Source organism: Variovorax paradoxus, assembly GCA_016806145.1.
GTDB lineage: Bacteria > Pseudomonadota > Gammaproteobacteria > Burkholderiales > Burkholderiaceae_C > Variovorax.
Window position 1 is genome coordinate 279,148 of sequence record CP063167.1, and the last position, 23,020, is coordinate 302,167.

General features: G+C 70.4%; 23 protein-coding genes. 8 read left to right on the forward strand and 15 right to left on the reverse strand.

Annotation, left to right across the window (positions count from 1 at the left end; translation table 11 throughout):
• Nucleotides 1-130 precede the first annotated feature (130 nt).
• On the reverse strand, nt 131-1,189 hold the full coding sequence (locus INQ48_32255) for a porin (GenBank protein QRF62227.1): 1,059 nt from the start codon (nt 1,187-1,189) through the stop codon (nt 131-133).
• A 322-nt stretch (nt 1,190-1,511) separates the two neighbouring features.
• On the opposite strand from INQ48_32255, the gene INQ48_32260 reads away from it, so the two are divergent.
• Nucleotides 1,512-1,724 carry a hypothetical protein gene (locus INQ48_32260; GenBank protein ID QRF62228.1) on the forward strand — a complete coding sequence of 71 codons (213 nt, stop codon included), beginning with the start codon at nt 1,512-1,514 and terminating at the stop codon, nt 1,722-1,724.
• Nucleotides 1,725-1,820: 96 nt separating this feature from the next.
• Here INQ48_32260 and INQ48_32265 read toward each other — a convergent pair whose 3' ends face one another.
• Nucleotides 1,821-2,723 carry a LysR family transcriptional regulator gene (locus INQ48_32265; GenBank protein ID QRF62229.1) on the reverse strand — a complete coding sequence of 301 codons (903 nt, stop codon included), beginning with the start codon at nt 2,721-2,723 and terminating at the stop codon, nt 1,821-1,823.
• A 110-nt stretch (nt 2,724-2,833) separates the two neighbouring features.
• On the opposite strand from INQ48_32265, the gene INQ48_32270 reads away from it, so the two are divergent.
• Nucleotides 2,834-3,574 carry a glucose 1-dehydrogenase gene (locus INQ48_32270; protein QRF62230.1) on the forward strand — a complete coding sequence of 247 codons (741 nt, stop codon included), beginning with the start codon at nt 2,834-2,836 and terminating at the stop codon, nt 3,572-3,574.
• On the opposite strand, the gene INQ48_32275 is transcribed toward INQ48_32270, so the two are convergent.
• Nucleotides 3,571-4,425, reverse strand: a complete 855-nt coding sequence (locus INQ48_32275; protein ID QRF62231.1) for a LysR family transcriptional regulator — start codon at nt 4,423-4,425, stop codon at nt 3,571-3,573. The two genes, INQ48_32270 and INQ48_32275, sit on opposite strands and share 4 nt — an antisense overlap.
• A 109-nt stretch (nt 4,426-4,534) precedes the next feature.
• On the opposite strand from INQ48_32275, the gene INQ48_32280 reads away from it, so the two are divergent.
• Nucleotides 4,535-5,539, forward strand: a complete 1,005-nt coding sequence (locus INQ48_32280; GenBank protein QRF62232.1) for a zinc-dependent alcohol dehydrogenase family protein — start codon at nt 4,535-4,537, stop codon at nt 5,537-5,539.
• 15 nt (nt 5,540-5,554) lie between these two features.
• On the opposite strand, the gene INQ48_32285 is transcribed toward INQ48_32280, so the two are convergent.
• The gene (locus tag INQ48_32285; protein QRF62233.1) at nt 5,555-5,848 is read right to left on the reverse strand and encodes a hypothetical protein; all 294 of its coding nucleotides are present in this window, start codon (nt 5,846-5,848) and stop codon (nt 5,555-5,557) included.
• A 189-nt stretch (nt 5,849-6,037) separates the two neighbouring features.
• On the opposite strand from INQ48_32285, the gene INQ48_32290 reads away from it, so the two are divergent.
• Complete coding sequence (locus INQ48_32290; GenBank protein ID QRF62234.1) at nt 6,038-7,003, forward strand: helix-turn-helix domain-containing protein; 966 nt, start codon at nt 6,038-6,040, stop codon at nt 7,001-7,003.
• Nucleotides 7,004-7,022: 19 nt separating this feature from the next.
• Here the strand turns inward: INQ48_32290 and INQ48_32295 are convergent, their stop codons facing one another.
• Nucleotides 7,023-8,489, reverse strand: coding sequence for an efflux transporter outer membrane subunit (locus INQ48_32295; protein QRF62235.1), 1,467 nt, complete (start codon nt 8,487-8,489; stop codon nt 7,023-7,025).
• Between the two features lie 142 nt (nt 8,490-8,631).
• Here INQ48_32295 and INQ48_32300 point away from each other — a divergent pair, with 142 nt between their 5' ends.
• The 4 genes from INQ48_32300 to INQ48_32315 all read left to right on the forward strand — a co-directional run bounded on the left by INQ48_32300 (nt 8,632) and on the right by INQ48_32315 (nt 12,884).
• The gene (locus INQ48_32300; protein QRF62236.1) at nt 8,632-9,765 is read left to right on the forward strand and encodes an HlyD family secretion protein; all 1,134 of its coding nucleotides are present in this window, start codon (nt 8,632-8,634) and stop codon (nt 9,763-9,765) included.
• A complete protein-coding gene (locus INQ48_32305; protein QRF62237.1) occupies nt 9,762-11,342 on the forward strand; it encodes a DHA2 family efflux MFS transporter permease subunit in 1,581 nt (526 codons plus the stop codon). Before INQ48_32300 ends, INQ48_32305 begins: the two co-directional genes overlap by 4 nt.
• A gap of 89 nt (nt 11,343-11,431) precedes the next feature.
• On the forward strand, nt 11,432-11,887 hold the full coding sequence (locus INQ48_32310; protein QRF63044.1) for a helix-turn-helix transcriptional regulator: 456 nt from the start codon (nt 11,432-11,434) through the stop codon (nt 11,885-11,887).
• Between the two features lie 16 nt (nt 11,888-11,903).
• Nucleotides 11,904-12,884, forward strand: coding sequence for a LysR family transcriptional regulator (locus tag INQ48_32315; GenBank protein QRF62238.1), 981 nt, complete (start codon nt 11,904-11,906; stop codon nt 12,882-12,884).
• A gap of 20 nt (nt 12,885-12,904) precedes the next feature.
• On the opposite strand, the gene INQ48_32320 is transcribed toward INQ48_32315, so the two are convergent.
• The 10 genes from INQ48_32320 to INQ48_32365 form a co-directional block, all read right to left on the reverse strand.
• Entirely contained in the window at nt 12,905-14,017 is a 1,113-nt protein-coding gene (locus INQ48_32320; protein QRF62239.1) for a class II histone deacetylase, read from the reverse strand.
• Nucleotides 13,989-15,044 carry a branched-chain amino acid ABC transporter permease gene (locus INQ48_32325; protein QRF62240.1) on the reverse strand — a complete coding sequence of 352 codons (1,056 nt, stop codon included), beginning with the start codon at nt 15,042-15,044 and terminating at the stop codon, nt 13,989-13,991. The genes INQ48_32320 and INQ48_32325 overlap by 29 nt, the downstream gene beginning before the upstream one ends.
• A gap of 6 nt (nt 15,045-15,050) precedes the next feature.
• Nucleotides 15,051-15,917 carry a branched-chain amino acid ABC transporter permease gene (locus tag INQ48_32330; protein ID QRF62241.1) on the reverse strand — a complete coding sequence of 289 codons (867 nt, stop codon included), beginning with the start codon at nt 15,915-15,917 and terminating at the stop codon, nt 15,051-15,053.
• 10 nt (nt 15,918-15,927) lie between these two features.
• Complete coding sequence (locus tag INQ48_32335; protein ID QRF62242.1) at nt 15,928-16,626, reverse strand: ABC transporter ATP-binding protein; 699 nt, start codon at nt 16,624-16,626, stop codon at nt 15,928-15,930.
• The gene (locus tag INQ48_32340; GenBank protein ID QRF62243.1) at nt 16,613-17,362 is read right to left on the reverse strand and encodes an ATP-binding cassette domain-containing protein; all 750 of its coding nucleotides are present in this window, start codon (nt 17,360-17,362) and stop codon (nt 16,613-16,615) included. Before INQ48_32340 ends, INQ48_32335 begins: the two co-directional genes overlap by 14 nt.
• A gap of 11 nt (nt 17,363-17,373) precedes the next feature.
• Nucleotides 17,374-18,681 (reverse strand): ABC transporter substrate-binding protein, encoded by a 1,308-nt coding sequence (locus INQ48_32345; GenBank protein QRF62244.1) that lies wholly within the window; start codon nt 18,679-18,681, stop codon nt 17,374-17,376.
• Between the two features lie 104 nt (nt 18,682-18,785).
• A complete protein-coding gene (locus INQ48_32350) occupies nt 18,786-19,769 on the reverse strand; it encodes a tripartite tricarboxylate transporter substrate binding protein (GenBank protein ID QRF62245.1) in 984 nt (327 codons plus the stop codon).
• 40 nt (nt 19,770-19,809) lie between these two features.
• The gene (locus tag INQ48_32355) at nt 19,810-21,267 is read right to left on the reverse strand and encodes an amidase (protein ID QRF62246.1); all 1,458 of its coding nucleotides are present in this window, start codon (nt 21,265-21,267) and stop codon (nt 19,810-19,812) included.
• Between the two features lie 106 nt (nt 21,268-21,373).
• A complete protein-coding gene (locus INQ48_32360; protein ID QRF62247.1) occupies nt 21,374-22,357 on the reverse strand; it encodes a helix-turn-helix domain-containing protein in 984 nt (327 codons plus the stop codon).
• 121 nt (nt 22,358-22,478) lie between these two features.
• On the reverse strand, nt 22,479-22,976 hold the full coding sequence (locus tag INQ48_32365) for a winged helix-turn-helix transcriptional regulator (protein ID QRF62248.1): 498 nt from the start codon (nt 22,974-22,976) through the stop codon (nt 22,479-22,481).
• Nucleotides 22,977-23,020 lie beyond the last annotated feature (44 nt).

Genomic DNA, 23,020 nt, shown 5'->3' on the forward strand with positions numbered 1-23,020 from the left:
TCGCTCATTTGCGATACTAGTATCAAAAAAGATATGGATCAAGAAAAAGTTCACCGGGCTTGTCTCTGTGGATGGATGAAAGGAACGAGGGAAACCGGGGGATCGAGCCTGGCATCGGCTCGCGCGGCCGCTAGAAGCGGTGGCGGATGCCGACGCCGAGGCTGTTGCCGCCCGCGATGGCGGTCGCGCGATCGCGCATGAGGACGGCATAGACGTCGGTTCGCTTCGACAGGTAGTGATCGTAGGCCAGGCTCACCGTCGTGCGGGTGCCGTCGTAGGAGCCGGCGATCTTCGTCCTCGCGACGGCCGCGAGGATCTGACCCGCGGTCGAACCGACCGGCACGCTGGCGCCGAGGGAGCTCGTGGTGCCGCGATAGCCCGTCGCTTCGGCCTTCGACCGACCATAGCTCGCATAGGCCTTGAGCAGGCCGAAGTCGTAGGCCCCGCCCAGCATCCAGTCCTTGCGCGTGGTGGGCACCACCGCGCCGGCGACCGTGGCCGTGATGACGCCCGGGTTGACCGGGTTGGAGATCTGGTCGCGCTCGTAGAAGCCCGCCACCGTGAGCGGCCCGCTGACGTAGGTCGCGCTGATGCCGGTGTTGTTCTTCCCCTTGTAGCCGGTGTCGCTGGATTGCTCGCCGAACTGGTAATGCAGGTTCACGCGCAGGCCGCCGAAGCTCGGCGTGCTGTAGATGAGCTGGTTGCTCCAGCCGGTATCGGAGGGCGAGGTGCGGTACAGCCAGCGCGCGGTGTTGACGTTGGCATGCAGCACCAGCGGCGAGAACGCGAAGGAGTTGCCGAAGGGGTTGACCAGCACGGTCGGGATGAAGTTCGGCGCCGCGGCGCGCCCGAGCTGAAGGCTGCCGTAGGCACCGGAGATGCCGACGTTGGCATCGCGCGCGAAATAGGGGTCGCCGTCAAAGCGGCCCGATTTGCCGGTATCGGCGCGAAAGAAGGAGTTGAGCGCGAAGTAGGCCTTGAGCCCGCCGCCCAGGTCCTCGGTACCGGCGAAGCCGAAGAACGAGGTGGTCATGCCGCCGCTTCCAAGGACCTTGGTGCGGCCGAGGTCGCCCGCATAACGCATCGATCCCGCGTATTCGTCGATCAATCCCTGCACCGACACACTGCTCTGCGCGCAGGCGCAACAAGCCGTCGACAGCGCGACGGCGGCAACTACAAGACTCTTCATGGGTGGCTCACTTCTCAAGGCTCGAGGGAACGCCGGGCGCCCCTTCGCGGCACGCCCGAACGATGGACAGGGGCTCTGGCACGGGTGCACCGGCATGAGGCGTATCGCCTCGAAAACTCGGCACATCCGATAAAAAAGCACCATTAAAGAAACCAGGCTCAAAAACGAGACTGGATTCTGGCGCGGTTCCGCAAGATCGATGCCAAGGGTTTTCGAGCGGTCTGGGCCGAGCGCTTTCGCGCTATTCGCGTGCGCTCGACGCGGGGGCGAACAGCCGCGGTGCAGCGCGCCGCCACGCTGATCCCGGCCAAGTCGGCCTGACATGAAGCACGACCGCCTGCCCATGGCCGACACCGCATCCACCCCCGGCCTGACGCGCCGCGCCGGCGAGGTCGGCACCGTGCTGACCGCGCCCTCGGTCCTCAACGCCGTGTTCGCGGCCACCGGCAAGCGCATCCGCCGGCTGCCGTTCGCCGCGGAAGAACTCCAGCGGGCATGGAGCGCCGCGCCACCCACGATTGAAAATCCACGATGACAACGAACGAGCTCGGACCGAAGCTGATTGCTGCCTGCCTGGCGGTCCTGGGAGGGATCGGCGCCGCGCTGATCGGCGCACGCCGGCCCGGGCGCCTCAGCGCCGCCTCGGAGCCGTGCGCTGCTGCATGAAGTCGATGAAGGCGCGCAGCTTGCGCGGCACGTGCATGCGGCTGGCGTGGTAGAGGTGGAAGCCCGGGAAGCTGGGCCACCAGGGCTTGAGCAAGGGCACGAGCCGGCCGCTCGCGAGGTCGTCGTGCACCTGGGCCTCGAACACGCAGGCGATGCCGGCGCCGGCGCGCGCGGCGCTCAGCAGCACGTCGCCGTCGTTGGTGAGGATGGCGGCATCGACCTCCACCTCGAAGTCGCGGCCCTTGTTCGAATACTCCCAGCGGTAGACGCCGTTGCTCAGCCGGATGTTGATGCAGCGGTGCTGGCTCAGCTCCTCGGGCGTGCGCGGCGCCGCGCGTCCCTTCAGGTAGTTCGGCGCCGCGATGGTCGCGATGCGATGCGGGCCGCCGAGCGGCACGGCGACGACCTCCTGCGCGAGGTTCTCGCCGAGCCGGATGCCCGCGTCGAAGCCGCTGCCGATGAGATCGACGAGCGCGTTGTCGCAATGCAGCTCGAGCCTGATGTCCGGATAGGCCTGCGCGAACGCGGCCAGATGCGGCAGCAGCAGCAGTTCGAACGCGACGCGCGAGAGGTTGATGCGCAGCAGGCCGGCCGGCTTCTCGCGCACCTCGTTGACGCGCTCCACGGCAGCCGACAGAGCCGCCAGCGCGGGCGCCGCATCCTGCAGGAAGCTCTGTCCGATCTCCGTGACGCTGACGCGCCGCGTGGAGCGGTCGAGCAGCCGCACGCCGAGCCGCTTCTCGAGCGAACGCAGCGTCTGCGACAGCGCCGAGGGCGATACGCCGAGTTCGGCCGCGGCACGCGTGAAGCTGCCGTGATGCGCGACGCGGGCGAAAACCGCGATGAAGGGGATGAGGTCGGGAGCCATCGCTTCATTATGAAGCTCGACTTCAAACCGCATCGACCCGATCCATATTTCAATTCAGCAATCGGCGGCCTATCGTCGGGTCCAACGCTTCACCATTCAAAGGATTCACCATGACCCATCTCGCAGGCAAGGTCGCCATCGTCACCGGCTCCTCGAAGGGCATCGGCGCGGGCATCGCCGAGCGCCTCGCACGCGACGGCGCCAGCGTCGTCGTCAACTACGCACGCAGCGAGAAGGAAGCGGCCGCCGTGGTCGACCGGATCATCGCCGCGGGCGGCCAGGCCGTGGCGGTGCAGGCCGACATCTCCGAGCCGGCGCAGATCCAGTCGCTGGTCGATGCCACGCTGGCGCGCTTCGGCAGGCTCGACATCCTCGTGAACAACGCCGGCACCTACAAGCTCGATTCGCTCGACACCATCACGCCCGAGAGCATCGCCGAGCACTTCGACCTGAACGTGCGCGGCCTGCTGCTGATGACGCAGGCCGCGACGCGCGTGCTGCCCAGCGGCGGCACGGTGGTCAACATCAGCTCGGGCGTGGCCACCAGCCCCTCGCCGCAGGCGCACGTCTATTGCGCGACCAAGGGTGCCGTCGACGTGCTGACCCGCAGCCTCGGCATGGAGCTCGGTCCGCGCCACATCCGCGTGGTGGGCATCGCGCCGGGCTTCGTCCTCACCGAGGGCAACGCGGCCGGTGCCGAGGCCTATTCGGCCCACTTCGTGCCGAAGACGCCGCTGGGCCGCGCCGGCCAGCCCCGTGACATCGCCGGGGCGGTGTCCTTCGCCGTCTCCGAGGATGCGGGCTGGGTCACGGGCTGCACCATCGACGTCGCGGGCGGGATGGTTTTCTAGCTCGCGGACAGACGTTCCACCGTCGCGTCGACCAGGGCCCGCAGCCGCCCGAGCCGGCGCAGGTCGCGGTGGAACCCGACCCAGACGTCGCGCCCCGGCGGCAGTCCGCCGAGATCGACGACCTCGAGCGCCGCGCAGGCGTCGCCCAGCGGCGCCGGCAGCACGGCCAGGCCCACGCCCGCGGCGCACATCCGGGCCTGCGCCTCGCGGCTGTTGCTGCCGAAGGCCACGCGCGCCTTCGGCAGCTTCTTGCGCAGCCAGGCCGCGTCGGGGAAGTCCTGGAACGCGCTGTCGAGCGTGATCAGCGGCACGCCCTGCCCATCGCTTCGCACGGGATGCGCCGTGCCCTTCGCGCGGTAGACGCGATAGGCGACATGCACGGCCTTGCGCTGCACCACGTCCGCTTCGTCGAAGGGCTGGATGCGGAACACCAGGTCCGCCTCGCGGCGCGCCAGGCTGAAGAGGCGTGCATCGGTGATCAGCTCGATGTTGACCAGCGGGTGCTGCCGCACGAACTCCGCGAACACGGGCGTGAGGATGTGCACGCCGAACCAGTCCGACGACGACACGCGCAGCAGGCCCTCGAGCTGCTGCGCCTGGCCCGCCAGCCGGCGCTCGAAGGCCAGCGCCTCCTCTTCCATCCGCTCCGAATGCGCGAGCACCGAGGCCCCTTCGTCGGTCAGCACGAAGCCGTCCTTGCCGCGCTGGAACAGCGCCTGCCCGACCTCGCGCTCGAGCACGCGCAGTCGGCGGCCCATGGTCGGCTGCGACTGGCCGGTGAGGCGCGCGGCGCCGCCCAGCGAACCGGCCCTGGCCACCGCCAGGAAGATCTTCACGTCGCTCCAGTCCATGGTCTTCAACCCATCAAAAGTGAATGGATGTGATGCAGTTCTGTGAGTTTACGTTCAGTTTTGAACATCGAACAATGGACGCCTCTTCAAGCAACACAAGGAGTTCTCCATGTCGAAAGACGATTCGATGCGCGCACTGGTGGTGCGCGAAGCCGGTGGCCGCTTCGAGGCCGTCCGGGTGCCCCGGCCCGTGCCGCGCGAAGGCGAGGTGCTGGTGCGCATTCATGCGAGCGGCGTCAATCCGCTCGACTCCAAGATCCGTGCCGGCGCCGCGGCCCATGCGCGCCATCCGCTGCCCGCGATCCTCGGCATGGACCTCGCCGGCGTTGTCGAGCAGGTCGGCCCCGGCGTCACGGCCTTCCGCGCCGGCGACCAGGTGTACGGCCTCACCGGCGGCGTCGGCGGGCTGCATGGCTCGCTGGCCGAGTTCGCCGCGGTCGATGCCGACCTGCTCGCGCCCAAGCCCGCCAACCTCTCGATGCGCGAGGCCGCGGCCCTGCCACTGGTCGTGATCACGGCATGGGAAGGCCTGGTCGACCGCGCGCGCACCCAGGCGGGACAGAAGGTGCTGGTGCATGGCGGCGCCGGCGGCGTCGGCCATGTGGCGGTGCAGATCGCCGTCGCGCTCGGCACGCAGGTGTATGCCACCGGCCTGCCCGCCCAGGCCGAGACCATCCGCGGCTTCGATGCCACGCCGATCGACTACACGAGCACGACGGTCGAGCAGTACGTGGCGGCCCACACCAGCGGCGAAGGCTTCGACGTGGTCTACGACACCGTGGGCGGCGCCACGCTCGACGCCTCCTTCGGCGCGGCGCGCCAGTACGGCGGCCATGTCGTCAGTTGCCTCGGCTGGGGCACCCACAAGCTGGCGCCGCTGTCCTTCCGCGCGGCCACCTACTCGGGTGTGTTCACCCTGCTTCCGATGCTCAGCGGCAAGGGGCGCGCCAACCACGGCCACATCCTGCGCGAAGCCGCGAAGCTGGTCGAGGCCGGCCGGCTGCTGCCGCTGATGGACGGGCGCCGCTTCGACCTCGATGCGGCCATGCAGGCCCATGAGGAAGTCGAAGCGGGACGCGCGAAGGGAAAGATCGTGGTCGAGATCGGCGGTTAGAAGGATCCGGGCGACTCAGCGGCCCTGCAGCAGCAGGCCCAGCGGCGCGAGCGGGCCGACCGGCATGAACTCGTACTGCGCGAAGCCGCCCGTCACCAGCGGCAGCGCATCGACCGCGGCCTTGGCCTGCTCGACGGACTCGGCGCTCATGAGGAACACAACGCCGGGCTTGTCGCTGCGGAACCAGTGCTGCTCGATCCTGCCGTCGAGATAGAGCTGCAGGGTGTCGGGCACCTCCTTCGACATGACCTGCTGGCGTTGCTCGGGCGAGAGCGGCTTGACGATGGTTCCGATGGCGAGGACTTTCATGGGGGACTCCTGATGCAATTGCGTTGCGTTGTTGAGGAAGACCGAGGTTAGGGGGCGGCGCGAGAAAACCGAACAGGCGCGAACGACAACTTCACGGTCATTTCCGCCAACCTGCCGAAAGGGTTTCCAGGCTCGTTCCGGTGCCGAATGCCTATAGTCGCAAGCGACGTCTTTTCCGTCATTTCCGCCATGCACATCTTCCTGCTCGCCCTCGACGGCGTGTTCGACACCGGCCTCACCGTGATGCTCGACGCCCTCGGTCTCGCCAACAAGTTCGCGGCCCGCGAGATGGGCGGATCGCCGTCCTTCGAGGTGACGATCGTGGGCATGCGCCGGCGCGTGCGCTCGGGCCAGGGCTTCGCGCTTCCCGTGAAGCCGCCACCGCCGGGCCTGCGGCCCGACTGGGTGGTGGTGCCGGCGTTGAACACCTCGACGCCCGAATCGCTGGTGCCCGCGCTCGATCGGCCCGACGTGCGCCAGGCCAAGGCGCAATTGCGCACCTGGCATGCGCAGGGCACGCGGATCGCGGCCTCGTGCATCGGGACCTTCCTGCTCGCCGATGCCGGCCTGCTCGACGGCGGCCAGGCGACCACGACCTGGTGGCTGGGCCCGCTGTTCCGCCAGCGCTATCCCAAGGTTTCGCTCGATGAATCGCGCATGCTGGTGCCTTCGGGCCGGGTGGTGACGGCCGGCGCGGCGATGGGCCACCTCGATCTCGCGCTGTGGCTGATCCAGCAGGCCAGCCCCGACCTCGCGGCCATGGTCTCGCGCTACCTGCTCGCGGACCTGCGCTCTTCGCAGGCGCCGTACATCGTGCCCCACCATCTCGCGCAGGCCGACCCCGCGATCCTGCGTTTCGAGCGCTGGGCGCGCGACAACCTCAAGCAGGGCTTCTCGCTCGACACGGCGGCGCGCGCGCTCGCGACCAGTCCGCGCACGCTGCAGCGGCGCTGCCAGGCCGTGCTCGGCAAGTCACCGCTGGCCTACATCCAGGACCTGCGGATAGAGCGTGCGCGCTCGCTGGTGCACGGCAGCGATCTCGACCTCGAGGCCATCGCGGCCGAGGTCGGCTATGCCGATGGCTCCACGCTCGGCGCACTGCTGCGCGAACGCCTGGGCCGCGGCGTGCGCGAACTGCGCGCCGACCTGCTCTGAAGTCCGCGGAACAGAAGCGCTACCAACCGCCGCCCAGGGCGCGGAAGGTGGCGACCGCGGCACGGCCGGTGTCGGACTGCACGCGCACCAGCCGGTCGCGCGCGGCGAGCAGTTGCCGGTCCTGCTCGAGCAATTCGAGCAGGCTCACCGCGCCGCCTGCATAGGCCTGCTGCGTGGCGCCGCGCGCGCGCACATCGGCATCGACCTCCTGCAGCAGCGCGAGGCGCTCGGCATCGAGCTGCCCTTGCCGGATCAGCGCGTTCTCGACGTCCTCGGTGGCGCGCAGCAGCGATTGCCGGTAGCGCGCCAGCGCCTCGGCCTTCGCGCCCTCGGCCTTCGCCACCTCCGCGTCGACACGGCCGAAATCGAACAGCCGCCAATGCAGGCCGACCGCGGCCAGCGGTTGGAAGTTGGCCGACGACGGCGTCGCGGTGCGCAGGCTCTCGAAGCCCAGCAGCGCCGACAGCGAGACGCTCGGGTAGTACTCGGCCGTTGCCACGCCGATGCGGGCGTTCGAGGCGGCCAGGCGCCGTTCCGCGGCGATCACGTCGGGGCGCCGGCGCAGCAGCTCGCCCGGCGTGAGCGCCGTCGCCAGCGCGGGCAGCACCACGCGCGCGGCAGGCGTCGCGAGTTCGGCCGCATGCGTCCCGGGCGTGGCGGCCATTAGCACGTCGAGGCGGTTGAGCTGCGTGTCGCGCTCGGCCTGCAGCGCGGGCAGCGTGCCCTCGACCTGCGCCACCCGCGCCTCGGCCTGGGCGCGCTCGCGCGCGGTCGACATGCCCTGGCTCAGGCGCATGCGCACCAGGCTCAGCAGTTCGCGGTCGGTATCGAGCTGCGACTGCGCGACCGCGAGGCGCGCCTGCGCGGCGCGCACGCGGAAGTAGGCGTCGGCGGCCTCCGCGGCGATCGAGATGCGCACGCCCGCGTGCTCGGCCTCGGCCGCCTGCGCTTCGGCCGCAAAGGCCTCGGCGCCGCGGCGCAGGCCGCCGGCGAGGTCGAGTTCCCAGCTGGCGCCGATGCCGCTGTCGTAGAGCGAGGCATCGCGCTGGTAGCCGGGGTGCGCGCTGGCCAGCGCGCCGAGCGGGCTTTCGAGCGACTGGCGCTCCCTCGCGGCCTGCGCGTCGGCGGCGATGGTCGGGCGCTCCGAGGCCACCGCGCGCTGCGCCGCGGCACGCGCCTGCGCGACGCGCGCGAACGATGCGGCGAGGTCGAGGTTCTGCGCGAGCGCGCGCTCGACGATGCGCTCGAGCACCGGATCGCCGAAGCCCCTCCACCAGGCTTCCAGCTGCACCTCGGGTGCGGGCGACGGCACCGCAGCGTGCTGGAAGCGCTCGGGCAGCGCGGATTCGGGCTTCGCGTAGTCCGGGCCGACGGCGCACGCGGCGACACCGAGCGAGGCGATGGCGATGCCGACGCGCAACCGGCGGAAGCCGGGCCAACGCGGGCGGCGGGGCGGTATCGGCAACGGGGTCTGGCGGAGGTTCATGAAGGTTCCTTGGGCGGCGGGATTCGAAGGTCGATCGGGCAGTTACTTGCACGATGCAAGTCGCAACTGTATAGTAACTTGCATATTGCAATCCACATGGATGCAAGCCACCCGATTCCCATCCGACCAAGGAAAACAACACATGACGGACTCCTCCGTTGAAAAGGCCCCGGCAGGAATTCCGCGGCACCGGCGCCCGCACGGGCGCAGCCTCGTCGCGAGCTGCGCGGCCATCGCCGTGGTGCTGGCCGCGGCCGTCTATGGCTGGCACTGGTGGCACGGCGGGCGCTTCGTCGAACGCACCGACGACGCCTACGTGGGCGGCGACATCACCGTCGTCAGCCCCAAGGTGCCGGGCTACATCGTCAGCGCCGCGGCCACCGACAACCAGGCGGTGCATGCGGGCGACCTGCTGGTGAAGCTCGACGACCGCGACTACCGCGCCGCCCTCGACAAGGCGGAGGCCACGGTCGCGAGCCAGGAGGCCGTGCTGGCCAACCTGCTCGCCACGCGCAGCCTGCAGCAGGCCGTGATCGCGCAGGCCGAGGCGAGCGTGAGCGCCGCCGCCGCCGAAACGCTGCGCGCGCGCGACGATGCCCAGCGGCTGCAGAACCTCTCGGCCACCGCGGCCGTGTCGGTGCAGAGCGCGCAGAAGGCCGACGCCGACTACAAGCAGGCCGTGGCCAACGGCCAGAAGGCGCAGGCGAGCAGGCTGGCCGCCGAGCGCGAGCTCGACGTGATCGCCACCCGCCGCCAGCAGGCGCAGGCCGCGCTCGCGCAGGCCACGGCCGAGCGCGACATCGCGCGGCTCAACCTCGGCTACACCGAGCTGCGCGCGCCCATCGACGGCACGGTCGGCAACCGCAATGCGCGCAACGGCGCCTTCGCGGCGGCGGGCGCGCACATGATGTCGATCGTGCCGGCGCGCGGCCTGTGGATCGACGCCAACTTCAAGGAAAGCCAGCTGGCGCGCTTCCGGCCCGGCATGCCCGCCATCGTCGAGGCCGACGCCGTGCCCGGGCGCCGCTTCCACGGCCACGTGGCGAGCCTCTCGCCGGCCACCGGCGCGCAGTTCAGCGTGCTGCCGCCCGAGAACGCGACCGGCAACTTCACCAAGATCGTGCAGCGCGTGCCGGTGCGCATCGTGCTCGACGACGCCGACGGCGTGCTCGGCCTGCTGCGCCCCGGCCTGTCGGTCACGGCCGAGGTCGATGCGCGCGACGTGCAGCTCGCGAACGCACGCACGGGTGCCGCGGGTGCGGCGGGCGAACCATGAGCCAGCCCGCCTCGGGGATCGTCGACCCCGCCGGCATGACCACCTCCGCCAAGGCTCTCGCCTTCGCGGCGATGTGCGTGGGCATGTTCATCGCGCTGATCGACATCCAGATCGTCTCGGCATCGCTGCGCGAGATCGGCGGCGGCCTGTCGGCCGGCACCGACGAGACGGTCTGGGTCCAGACCAGCTACCTGATCGCCGAAATCATCGTGATCCCGATGTCGGGCTGGCTGTCGCGCGTGCTGTCCACGCGCTGGCTGTTCGCCGTCTCGGCCGCGGGCTTCACGCTCACCAGCCTGCTGTGCGGCATCGCCTGGAACATCCAGAGCATGATCGCCTTCCGCGCGCTGCAGGGCTTCCTCGGCGGCTCGATGATCCCGCTGGTCTTCACCACCGCCTTCGCCTTCTTCCAGGGCAAGCAGCGCGTCTTCGCGGCCGCCATCATCGGCGCCATCGCCTCGCTGGCGCCCACGCTCGGACCCTCGGTCGGCGGCTGGATCACCGACAGCTACTCGTGGCACTGGCTGTTCTTCGTCAACCTCGTGCCCGGCATCTTCGTCACCATCGCCGTGCCGCTGCTGGTGAAGATCGACCGCCACGACTGGTCGCTGCTGCGCAACGCGGACTACCTGGGCATCGTGCTGATGGCGCTGTTCCTCGGCTGCCTCGAGTACACACTCGAGGAGGGACCGCGCCTCGACTGGTTCGGCGACCCCGCCATCGCGGGCGCCGCCTGGGTCTCGGGCACGGCCGGCGTGCTGTTCGTCTGGCGCTCGATGACCTACGCGCACCCGGTGGTCGACCTGCGCGCGCTGAAGGACCGCAACTTCGCCCTCGGCTGCCTGTTCTCGTTCATCACCGGCATCGGCATCTTCGCCACCATCTACCTGACGCCGCTGTTCCTCGGCCGCGTGCGCGGCTTCAGCGCGCTGCAGATCGGCCTGGCCGTGTTCTCGACCGGCGTGTTCCAGATCCTGGCCATTCCCGTCTATGCCTTCTTCGCCAACCGCGTCGACCTGCGCTGGCTGATGATGTTCGGGCTGGCCTGCTTCGCGCTGTCGATGTGGCAGTTCACGCCGATCACGCACGACTGGGGTCCGGCCGAGCTGCTGCTGCCGCAGGCGCTGCGCGGCATCGGCCAGCAGTTCGCGGTGCCGCCCGCGGTCACGCTGACGCTCGGCGGCCTCGCGATGAACCGGCTCAAGCTCGCCTCGGGGCTGTTCAACCTGATGCGCAACCTCGGCGGCGCGCTCGGCATCGCGGCCTGCGCCACGCTGCTCAACGACCGCACCAACCTGCACTTCTACCGGCTGGCCGAGCACCTCACGCGCAGCAACGAGGCCACCACCGCGCTGCTCGACGGCGTGGGCAGCCGGCTGCAGGGCGCCACCGACCAGCTGGTGGGCGCCTCGGCCGCGCTGCGCCAGCTGTGGAGCCTGACCTTCCGCGAGGCGCTGACGCTGACCTTCTCCGACGTTTTCTTTGGCATCATGGTCTGCTTCATCATCGCCACCGCGATGGTGCCGCTCATGCGCAAGGTCGGGCCGCCGAAGGCGCCGTCCGCCGACGCGCACTGAGTCCCGCCGACCTCCGCGCCACCGACCTTTCCAAAAGAAGAGCCGCCATGAACCCGAAGCCCCCCACGCCCATCAGCCCCGAGCAGCGGATGAAGTACTGCCCCATCGTGCGCAGCCTCGAGCGCGTGGGCGAGCGGTGGAGCATCCTGATCCTGCGCGACGCCTTCTACGGCATCACCCGCTTCGACGACTTCGTCAACAGCCTGCAGATCGCGCCCAACATGCTGACGCGCCGGCTCAACTCGCTGGTCGAGGACGGCCTGCTCGAGAAGCGCCAGTACAGCGAGCGCCCGCCGCGCTACGAGTACTGCCTCACGCCGCTGGGGCGCGACTTCCGGCCGGTGCTGCTCTCGCTCGTGACCTGGGGCAACCGGCACTTCGCCACCGAGGGCAAGAGCGTGGTGCTGCAGGAGAAGGAGACGGGCCGGCAGATCGACCCCGTGCTGGTCGACCGCGCGAGCGGCGAGCCCATCACCGAGACCACGCACGTGCTGGTGCAGCGGCGTCCGGTCTCGCGCGCGGCGGCCGCTGCCAAGGCGTCCTGAACGGAGCAGCGATTCGATGGACGGCCTCGAGCACCTGCGCACCTTCCTCGAGGTCGCCAAGCGCGGCAGCTTCTCGCGCGCCGCCGACATGCTGGGCATCTCGAAGGCCAGCGTCAGCAAGCATGTCGCGCAGCTGGAGGCCAGCTTCAGCGTGCGGCTGTTCAACCGCTCGACGCGCTCGGTCACGCTGACCGACGCGGGCCGGCTGCTGCGCGAGCGCAGCATGCCGCTGATGGAGATGGTCGAGGACACGCAGAACGAACTGCAGGCCCACGGCGCGCGCCCGAGCGGGCGCCTGCGCGTGGCGGCGCCGCACGGCCTGGTGCAGACCGCCTTCCCCGGCCTGCTCGGCGAGTTCATCACCCTGCATCCCGACGTCCACATCGACCTGCACCTGAGCAACCGCGTGATCGACCTGGTCGAGGAAGGCGTGGACGTCGCCCTGCGCGTGGGCCGCATCGGCGACGAGAACCTGATCGTGCGCAAGCTGCGCCCGATGGCGCTGGTGCTGTGCGCCACGCCCGGCTACTGGACCCGGCGCGGCGTGCCGCGGGTGCCCGACGACATGCGCCGCCACGAGGTGCTCGCCTACTCGGCCGGCGGCGGCCCCGCGCACCTGCCCTTCGAGATCGACGGCAAGCCCCACAGCGTGCCGGTGAACGCGCGCATGGACGCCAACGATGCCGCCGCCCTGATCGCCGCGGCGCTCGCGGGCGTCGGCGCCGTCTGCGTGCCCACGCTGCTCGCGCAGCCGCACATCGACGACGGCCGGCTCGTGCCCGTGCTCAAGGACTTCATGCCCAGCGACCTCTGGCTGTTCGCGGCCTACACGCAGCGCCGCCACAACAGCGCGGCCCTGCGCGCGCTGCTCGATCTGCTGGAGGCCCGCATGCAGACGCCGGGCGCGGTGCCGCCGAAGCCCGCGCCGGCGAGTCGCCAGCGTGCCGGCTCGCAATGGCATCCATTCCAGGCGCTCGGGCACGCGCAGGCCGCCTGAGCCCGGGCCCGGCGCGGCGCTCAGAGCCCGTGCAGCGCCGCCATCTCGTCGATCAGCCCGCGCTGGAACGCATCGAAGCGCGCCGAGGGCTGCTGCAGCCCGAAGAAATCGGTGAACGGATCCTGCACCTCGGTGCGATGGCCCGAGAGTTCCTCGACCACCGCCAGACCGCAGAAGGGCACGCAGGCCTCGGCATAGCCGCCCTCGTGCACCACCACCACGCGGCCTTCGCTGTGCCGCGCCGCGAGCGCGTTGACCTGCTTCATCATCTGGCGGAACGACTCGGGATGCAGCTGCATGCGCGCGAGCGGATCGACCGCATTGGCATCGAGGCCGCTGGCCACCACGATCAGCTCGGGGCGGAAGCGCTCGACCACCGGCGCCACGATGCGCTCGAAGGCATACATGTAGCTCACGTGGCCGCCGCCGGGCTGCAGCGGCACGTTGACGTTGAAGCCCAGGCCCTCGCCCTCGCCGCGGTCCTCGGCGCCGCTGTAGCCGGGCGGGAAGCAGTTCTCCTGGTGCAGCGAGACGGTCAGCACGTCGGGGCGATCGTAGAAGATCGCCTGCGTGCCGTTGCCGTGGTGCACGTCCCAGTCGATCACGGCCACGCGCTTGACGCCATGGCGCGCCTTCATGGTCTCGATCGCCACCGCGATGTTGTTGAACAGGCAGAAACCCATGCTGTGCTCGCGCAGGCAGTGGTGGCCCGGCGGCCGCGTGAGCGCGAAGGCGTTGCGGTGGCGGCCCTGCAGCACGCTGTCCATGGCGGCGATGGCCAGGCCGGTCGAGAGCTTGGCGATCTCGTAGCTGCCGGGACCGAAGGGCGCGACCTCGCCGAGGTCGCCGCCGCCGGCATCGCTGGCGGCCTTGAACTGCTCGAGGTAGCTCGCGGGATGCACGCGCCGCAGATCCTCCTCGGTGGCCATCGGCGCGCTCAGCAGGTCGAGCTGCGCGCTCAGGCCCGACACGTCCATCAGCGACTTGATGCGGCGCTTGGAATCGGGCGACTCGGCCATGCCGCTGCCGGCCATGGGCTGGACCCAGCCGCCGACCGGCAGGAACAGGGCGTGCAGCCCGCCCGGCACGTGCCAGAAGGTGCGTTCATCGTGAAAGAAGGCGGTGTTCTTCATGCGTTGCGTCCTCGGTGGTGTGGGAAAAGGAAGAAGAGGAAATCGATGCCGCCCTTTGGGGCGGATGGCGCTGCACGCTCAGGCCGCGCCAGCCCCAGCGCTCGCGCGCCAGGCCCCAGAGACCGCGCGGCGCCAGCAGCATCACGGCCACCGCGATGCTGCCCATGGCGATCAGGTACCAGCCGCCCGACATCGCGAACCAGGTGTTGAACAGCTCGCGCAGCTCGAAGTAGATCAAGGTGCCGATCAGCGGGCCCTCGATGGTGCCGATGCCGCCGATGATCACGATGAACATCGCGGTCACGACCCAGTTGATGTCGAAGGCCGAGTCGGGCGACACGAACATCGTGCCCATGAAATGCGCGCCGCCGGCCAGCCCGAAGCCCAGGCCCGAGAGCACGAAGGCGATGAAGCGATTGCGCCAGACGTTCACGCCGATGCTGGTGGCGGCCAGTTCGTTGTCGCGCACCGCCATCAGCCCCAGGCCGAACGGCGAGCGCATCAGCAGGTAGACGCCGGCCACGGCCGCGAGGCCGATCGCGCCCGAGATCCAGAACGCGTTGCGCTGGAAGGTCTCGGCATCGACCAGCCGCACCGCCTGCAGCGGCACGCCCGATTCGCCGCCGAACAGCGGGAACTTGGCGACCAGCAGCCGCACGATCTCGGCCAGCACCCACATGCCGATCGAGAAGTAGGCGTCGCGCAGCCTGAACATCAGCGGCGCCACCGCGGCCGCCAGCAGCGCAGCGCCGACGCCGGCCAGCGGCACCATCCAGTAGGGCGAGAGGCCGAGCCGGTCGGAGACCACGAACACCAGGTAGGCGCCGATGCCGACGAAGGCCTGGTGCCCCATCGACACCAGGCCGGTGTAGCCGGCCAGCAGGTTCCACATCTGGGCCATGGCCAGCACGACGAGCACCTCGCTCAGCAGGCGCAGCAGGCCGGCATCGGCCACCGTGGGCGCGAAGACGATGGCGAGGGCCGCGGCAACGAAGCCGAGCCAGGGGACGATAGGTTGGTCGCGCATGCGGTCTCAGGCTTTGTGGCCCGCGATGCCGTTCGGGCGCACCATCAGGACGATGAAGAACAGCAGGTGCGCATAGAGCGCGCCCGCGTTGGAATCGAGCCGCTGCCCCACGAGCTGCGCCACGCCCAGCGCGATGCCGCCGGCCAGCGCGCCCCAGAACGAGCCCATGCCGCCGATGATGACGACCTCGAAGGCACCGAGCAGCCGCTCCACGCCCGAGAACGGCGTGAACGAGCTGCGCAGCGCCAGCAGCAGCCCCGCCACCGAGGCAAAGGCCAGCGACAGCCCCATGACCACGCCGTACACATGGCGCGGCCGCACGCCCATGGTGCGCACGATCTCGCGGTGGTCGGAAGTGGCGCGCACGATCAGGCCGAAGCGCGAATGCCGCAGCAGCCACTGCAGCGCGCCGAAGGCCAGCACCGCGAGCCCCAGCACCAGCACCGGATACCAGCCGATGCGCAGGCCGCCGAGCTCGAAGCCGGCCGTGGCCAGCGCGCCGCCGTCGAGCGCGCGCGGGTCGGCGCCGAACAGCTCGACCATCAGGTTGCGCAGCACCACCGCGATGCCGAAGGTGACCAGCACCGGCGTGAGCGGATCGTCGGTCGCCACCGCGCGGTTGAGCAGCAGCCGCTGCAGCAGGTAGCCGGTGCCGAAGGCGGCCAGCGCCACCGGCACCAGCAGCAGCAGCGGCGACACCTGCGGGAACTGCGCGGCCAGGAACACCGCGAAATAGGCCGCGAGCACGACGAACTCGCCGTGCGCGAGGTTGACCATGCGCATCACGCCGAAGACCAGCGCCAGCCCGAGGCCGAAGAGCGCATAGAGGCCGCCGAGCAGCACGCCGTTGATGAGGGTTTCGATCCAGGCCATGGTGCTTCTCTCAGTGCCCGAAGTAGGCGTTGGCGATCTGCTGCGCGCTGAAGTCCGACGCGCGGCCGGCCAGCGTGACGCGGCCCTTGAGCAGGCAGTACACGCGCTGCGCGATGCGGCAGGCGCGCGTCACGTCCTGCTCCACGACCAGCAGCGCCGTGCCCTGCGCCTGGATGTCGCCGAAGGCGCGGTAGATCTGCGCGATCACCACCGGCGCCAGGCCCAGCGAGATCTCGTCGCACAGCATCAGCCGCGGGTTGGCCATCAGCGCGCGGCCGATGCTCACCATCTGTTGCTGGCCGCCCGACAGCCGCGTGGCCGGCCGGTGCCGGAACTCGCGCAGGATCGGGAACAGCGCATACACGGTGGCCAGGTTCCAGTGGCCGGCCCGGCCGCACAGCGCGCCCATGCGCAGGTTCTCCTCGACCGTGAGCGAGGCGAACAGCATGCGGCCCTCGGGCACCAGCGCGATGCCGCGGCGCGCGATGCGCTCGGCCGGCTCGGCGTCGATGGCCTGGCCGTCGAAGCGCACCGTGCCGCGGCTGCGCCGGCCCAGTCCCGCGATGGCGCGGATCAGCGTGGACTTGCCGGCCCCGTTGGCGCCGATCAGCGCCGTGGCCTCGCCCTCGCCCACGTCGAGCGAGAGATCGAACAGCGCCTGCAGGTCGCCGTAGTGGCTGCAGAGGTCGCGCACTTCAAGCAACGACATGAGTGCCCTCCTCTGCTTCTTCTCCGACGCCCATGTAGATCTCGCGCACCTCGCGGCTGGCCATCGCGGCGGCCGGCGCGTCCTCGAGCAGCTTGCGGCCGAAGTTCAGCACCATGATGCGGTCGGCCACCGCCATCAGCGCCTGCGCGATGTGTTCGATCCAGATCATCGCCACGTCGCGCTTGAGCTCGAGCACCAGCGCGACCAGCACCTGCACCTCGCCCTCGGTCAGGCCGCCCGCGATCTCGTCGAGCAGCAGCAGGTGCGGCCGGGCCGCGAGGCCCTTGGCCAGTTCGAGCCGCTTGCGGTCGAGCAGCGGCAGCCGGCCCGCGGGCACCTCGGCGCGGTCGGCCAGGCCGGTGCGCTCGAGCATCTCCCAGGCCAGCTGCGCGGCCTGCGCGCGCGGCAGCCGCGCCGCGAAGCTGGCGGCGGCCAGCGCGTTCTCGTAGGCGCTCAGGTGCGCGAAGGGCTGCGGGATCTGGAAGGCGCGCGCCACGCCCAGCCGCGCGCGCGCATCGGCGCGCAGGCCGACCAGCTCGCGGCCCTCGAGCCGGATGCTGCCGGCATCGGGCACGGCCACGCCGGTGATCAGGTTGAACAGCGAGCTCTTGCCGGCCCCGTTGGGGCCGACCACGCCGAGGCACTGGCCGCGCGCGAGCGCGAGCGACACGCCGTCGGCCACCACGATCTCGCCGTAGCGCTTGCACAGGCCGTCGATGACGAGGCAATCGGTCATGCGTCGCGGGCTCAGGCCTTGAGCTGCGACAGCAGCTTGAGTTCGTCTTCCACCGGAATCTGCTTGGCGGTGCTGTTGTGCGTGATGACCAGCTCGTACGGGAACTTCGCGCCCGCGGCGGTCTTGCGCCACTGGCCCGCCACCATCGGGGTGACGGCCACGCTCTTGATCGGGCTGCCCTTGAAGTCGATGCGCCCGACCACCGAGTCGAGCTGCAGGTTGGCCAGCGCATCGCGCACCGCCTTCTTGTCCTTGGGGTTGGTCGCGTTCTTCAGCGCCGCGATGCCGACCTCGAACAGCGCATGGCCGTAGCCGATGGGCTGGGTCCACTGCTTGCCGGTGGAGCTCTCCCAGTCGGCCGCGAGCGCCTTGGCGCTCTGGCCGGTCAGCGAGGACTTGAACGGGAAGTTGGGCGTCCACCAGACCTCGGTCGACATGCCGTTGCCGGCCGCGCCCAGCGACTCGACCGCGCTCGGGAACAGGAAGGCCGCCGCCATGGTCACCACCTCGGGCCGGTAGCCCGACTGCTGCGCCTGCTTCCAGAAGGTCGCGAAGTGGTTGGCATAGGCGAAGCCCGAGACGATGTTCGCGCGCGCCGCCTTGAAGCTCGAGACCTGGTTGCTGAAGTCGTCGGTCGCGATCTTGAAGAAGCCGCCGTTGGTCTCCCTGTAGCGGCGCTGCTTCGCGCCGCCCGGGATGCCGTTGGCCGGATCGGCGAAGGCATGGCCCGGGCCGTTGTCGATGTAGAGCGTGCCCAGCGAGCGCTCCACCTTCAGCGGCTCCCACATGCCGAAGAAGTTCTTCAGCACGTCGTCGGCGCCCCAGAAGAAATGGAACGAGAACGGAAAGCCCTTCTGCGGCGTGGAGCCCCGGCCGAAGGTGATGGCCTGCCACGGGCCCATGGTCGAGACCATCGGCACGCCGTTGACGTCGCAGAGCTGGCCGGCCGCCAGCGCGGCATCGCTGTCCTGCACCAGCAGCAGATCGACCTTCTCGCGCAACAGCAGCTCGCTGGCCATCGTGGCGCCGCGGTTGGCGTCGGACTGGGTGTCGCGCACCACGATCTCGACCTTGTAATTGGTGCCGGCGATGGTCAGGCCGTCCTTCAGCGCGGCGCGCACGCGCTCCAGGCTCCAGGGGTCGGCCTCGCCGAAATTGGCGCGCACGCCCGACAAGGTCGTGAGGTAGCCGATCTTGATCGTCTTCGACTGCGCGTGCGACAGCGCCGGCACGCCGGCCAGCGCGGCCGCGCCGCCGCCGATGACGAGTTGGCGGCGCGTCAGCGCGCCGGAGGCTGCGAAAGGGAAAGCGGCGGGCATGGAATGCTCCTTGGCGATGGAGGATGGACAGGGCCGCATCCTCCCTCCGCGCGCCGGCTCGCCGTTATCGAAAACTGGCAAATCGCGGGCCGCGGCCGCTGCCCTCATTCGGGGCGCAGGTTGACCGACTTCGCGATCGCGCGGTAGCGCTCCACGTCGGCCTGGTAGCCGCGGCGCAGCTCGGCCAGCGTCTGCTCGGGCGCCACCTTGCTGCCGCCGAGCTCGATGGCGCGGCGCAGCTCGGGCTTGCGCATCATCTCGTTGAAGGCCACGTGCAGCCGCTGCTGCGCCTCCTCGGGCACGCGCTGCGACACCTGCGCGCCGGCCCAGAGGCTGTAGACGAAGTCGTCGAGCCCCTTGCTGGCGCGGATCAGCGGAATGGCGCCGAAGCGCTCGTGCGGCGTGGCGGCCGCGATGCCCAGCGCCTTGACCTTGCCGGCATCCAGCAGGTCGGGCACGTTGCCCGCCAGCGGCGCGAACACCAGGTCGATCTGGCCACCCAGCAGGTCGTTGATGATCGGCGCGAAGCCCTTGTAGGGCACGTGCAGCATCTTGGTGCCGGTCTGCTGCGTGAAGCGCTCGCCCAGCAGGTGGTAGAGCGAGCCCGGGCCGATGCTGCCGTAGCTCAGCTCCTTCGCGTCGGGTTTGCGCAGCTGCGCGATCAGCTCGTCGACGCTGCCCGGGCCCAGGTCCTTGCGCGCCAGCAGCACCATCGAGGTCACGGCCATCATGCCGATGGGGCGGAAGTCCTCGGCCTTGTAGCGCGCGCTCGCAAGCGTGAGCGGTGTGAGCATCAGCTCCATCGGCGAGCCCATCAGCAGCACCGAGCCGTCGGCCGCGCCGTTGGCGGCCTTCATCACGCCCAGCGATCCGCTGGCACCGGGCACGTTGTCGACCACGGCCGGCTGGCCCAGCAGCCGCGACAGCTCGGGCGCGGCCAGCCGCGCGTTGATGTCGGAGCCGCCGCCGGCCGGATAGGGAACGATCAGGTTCAGGGTCTTGCCGGCCAGCCCCTGGGCCGGGACGGAACCGGCCATGGTGGACAGGCCGGCCGCCAGGCCGGCACCGATCATCGAACGTCTGCGCATGCGCTTTACTCCTCGGGTGGTTGTTGTCTGTTCTCGGAATTCAGGCCGCGGCCAGCAGCGGCGAGCGCGCATCGGCCAAGGGCACGGCCTGGTGCCAGCCGTGCGCGAGCCGCAGCACCTCGAGGTCGGCGCCGGGCCGGCCGATCAGCTGCAGGCCCATCGGCAGGCCGCGCGTCGCGCCGTCGGGCGAGAAGCCGGCCGGCACCGCCATCGCGGGCAGGCCCGCGAGCGAGGGGCCGATGGTCACTTCCATCCAGCGGTGGTAGGTGTCCATCGCGCGGCCGCCGACCTCGCGCGGCCAGTGCAGGCCGGCCGGCAGCGGAAAGGCCTGCGCGGCCGGCAGCACCAGCACGTCGAAGCGCTCGAACAGCTCGAGCAGCGTGGCATGCCAGCGGGTGCGCGTGACGGCGGCCTCGTGCAGCGCGGGCACGGCCAGGCGCTGGCCCTGCTCGATCTCCCAGCAGGCCTCGGGCTTGAGCCGCTCGCGCAGCGCCGGATCGGCATGCAGGCCCTGCAGCGCGCCGGCCACGATGAAGCCGCGCAGGCGCAGCCAGGCGGTCCACAGCGCGTCGAAGTCGAAATCGGGCACGGCCGCCTCGACCGTGCAGCCCAGGGTGTCGAAGTGGCGCAGCGCCGCCTCGCACAGCGCCATCACGCCGGGGTCCATGGCCAGGTGGCCGCCGAGGTCGCCGAGCCAGGCCACGCGCGTGCCGCGGAGCTCGGCATCGAGCGGCTGCGCGAAGGCCTCGCCGTCGCCGGCCAGGCTCAGCGGCGAGCGCGGATCGTGGCCGGCCTGCACCGACAGCAGCCAGGCCACGTCCTCGGGCGTGCGGCCCATCGGCCCTTCGCAACCCAGTTGCTGGAAGAACAGCTCGGGGCCGGGCCCGGTCGGCACGCGGCCCAGAGAGGGCCGCAGGCCGTAGACATGGTTCCAGGCCGCCGGGTTGCGCAGCGAACCCATCATGTCGCTGCCGTCGGCCACGGGCAGCATCTGCAGCGCCAGCGCCACCGCGGCGCCGCCGCTGCTGCCGCCGGCCGCGCGCTCGAGGTTCCAGGCGTTGCGCGTGGTGCCGAACACCGTGTTGTAGGTGTGCGAGCCCAGGCCGAACTCGGGCGTGTTGCTGCGCCCGACGAAGATCGCGCCGGCACGGCGCAGCCGCTCGACCATGATCGCGTCGTGCGGCGTGAGCTGGTTCGCGAACAGCGGGCTGCCCATGGTGGTGGGGATGCCGGCGGTGGCGACGAAATCCTTGGGCGCCATCGGAAAGCCGTGCAGCCGGCCCACCGCCTCGCCGCGCGCCAGCCGCGCGTCGCAGGCATCGGCCTCGCGCAGCATCGCTTCGGGCGGCTGCAGCGACACCAGTGCATTGACCTTCGGGTTGAGGCTGTCGATGCGCGCCAGGCAGGCCTGCATCAGTTCGCGGCACGAGAACTCGCGGCGCTTCAGCGCCGCGGCGAGCGCGCGGGCGCTCGGCAAGGTGGACGGAAATGACGACATATGGCGATCGACGATAGCGATCGCCCGGCGAAGCGGGTATCAAGAATTGGCAAACCTGGCCTGCCGCGGACCCCGGGGTTTCCCCTGGGGTCGGCCGATGGGCCCTTCAGTGGTGCATCAGCGCGGCGCCACGCAGCGTCTGCGAGGGCAGCTCGCCGAACTGGCGCCGGTAGTCGGTCGCGAACTGGCTCAGGTGCCAGAAGCCCCAGTGCGCCGCGATGTCCTGCACCGAGCCGGCGCCGAGGCGCTTGAGTTCGCGTCGCACGCCGTTGAGGCGCAGCGCCCGGAGGTAGCGCGCCGGGCTCAGGCCCAGCGTTTCCTGGAAGCAGTAGTTGAGCTTGCGCTGGCTCGCGCCGATGCGGCCGCAGACCTCGAGCATCGACAGCGGCTCGTCGGGCCGCGCCATCATCAGCTCGCACGCGCGGCGCACCACGCGGCGCTGCGCCTCGGTGGAGCGCAGCTCGCGCAGGTCCACGTCCTCGGGCAGCGCCTCGAGCCAGGCCAGCAGCACGTCGTCGCGCAGCTGCGCGGTGGCGGTCGGGTCGGCGAGCAGCGCGGGCATCGCATCGAGCGCGGCGAAGGCGCCGAGCAGCGTGCCGCGCAGCGCGCGCATGGTCGCGTCGTCGAAGTGCAGCACCACGCGCTGCGCCAGCCACGCGGGCGGGCCGCGCTCGTCGAGGCGCTCGGCGAGCGCGCGCAGCAACGCGTTGTCGACCACGATGCCCATCAGCTCGAAGCCCGGCGGACTGCACAGGTCGAGCTCGTCGCAGCGGCCGACCATCACCGATTCGGTGTCGAGCCGCTGGCCCGAGAAGCGCGCCTCGCCCTCCTGACGGCAGGTCAGCGCGAAGCCGCAGCACTCGGGATTCATCTCGCCGTGCTGGCGCAGCGCGCGGTTGGTGGTCTCGCGCACCAGCCGCAGGCCCGGCAGCTGCACGTGGTCGAGAAAGCCCGCGAAGCTGCCGCCCGAGAGCATGTCGCACTCCAGGTGCCAGCCGCTCTGGCTGCTGGCATAGGCGTCGATGTCGTGCGTGGTGAAGGTCCAGCGCTCGATGGGAAGGCGGGGGGTGGAGGCGGTCTGGCAGTTCATGGCGGTCCGGCGAAGCGTCGGCAGGGCGTGGGACACGCACGCGCCGAAGCAATCTCCGGACCAGATTGTTTCGTTGACAACGATCTGAAAGTGCTGGGACAAACCCCAAGCCGGTGCGCCGCTACTCGAGCTCGCCGCTGGGCTCGAAGCCGGTAGTGCTGTCGAACAGCTTCTGTACGAGGCTCTGCAGCACGCGCCGCTCGTCGGCCGAGAGATGCGCGAACAGCCGCTGCGCGGTGTCGTGTGCGAGCGGCACCATGTCGCGGTAGAGCGCGAGGCCTTCTTCCTCGAGCGAGACGATGACCTTGCGCCGGTCCTCGGCGGAAGGGTGCATGTTGGCCAGGCCGAGGTCGACCAGCCGATGCTGCGCGCGGCTCACGCGTGCCTTGTCCATGCTGGTCTTGCGCGCGATCTCGAGCGCCGACAGCGCGCCGTACTTGCCGAGCACCACCACGATGCGCCACTCGGGGATCTGCAGCGCGAAGCGCCCGGCGATCGCCTGGCCCACCGACTGGCTCACGCGATTGGCGACCACCGAGAGCTGGAACGGCAGGAAGGTCTCGAGGTCGAAGGCATCGGCGATCGAGCGCGGCGGCGAGGAGTTGCGTGAACGGGGCACGGGTGCGAGCGAAGAGATGAAGTGCGCGGACAGTATAGGAACGC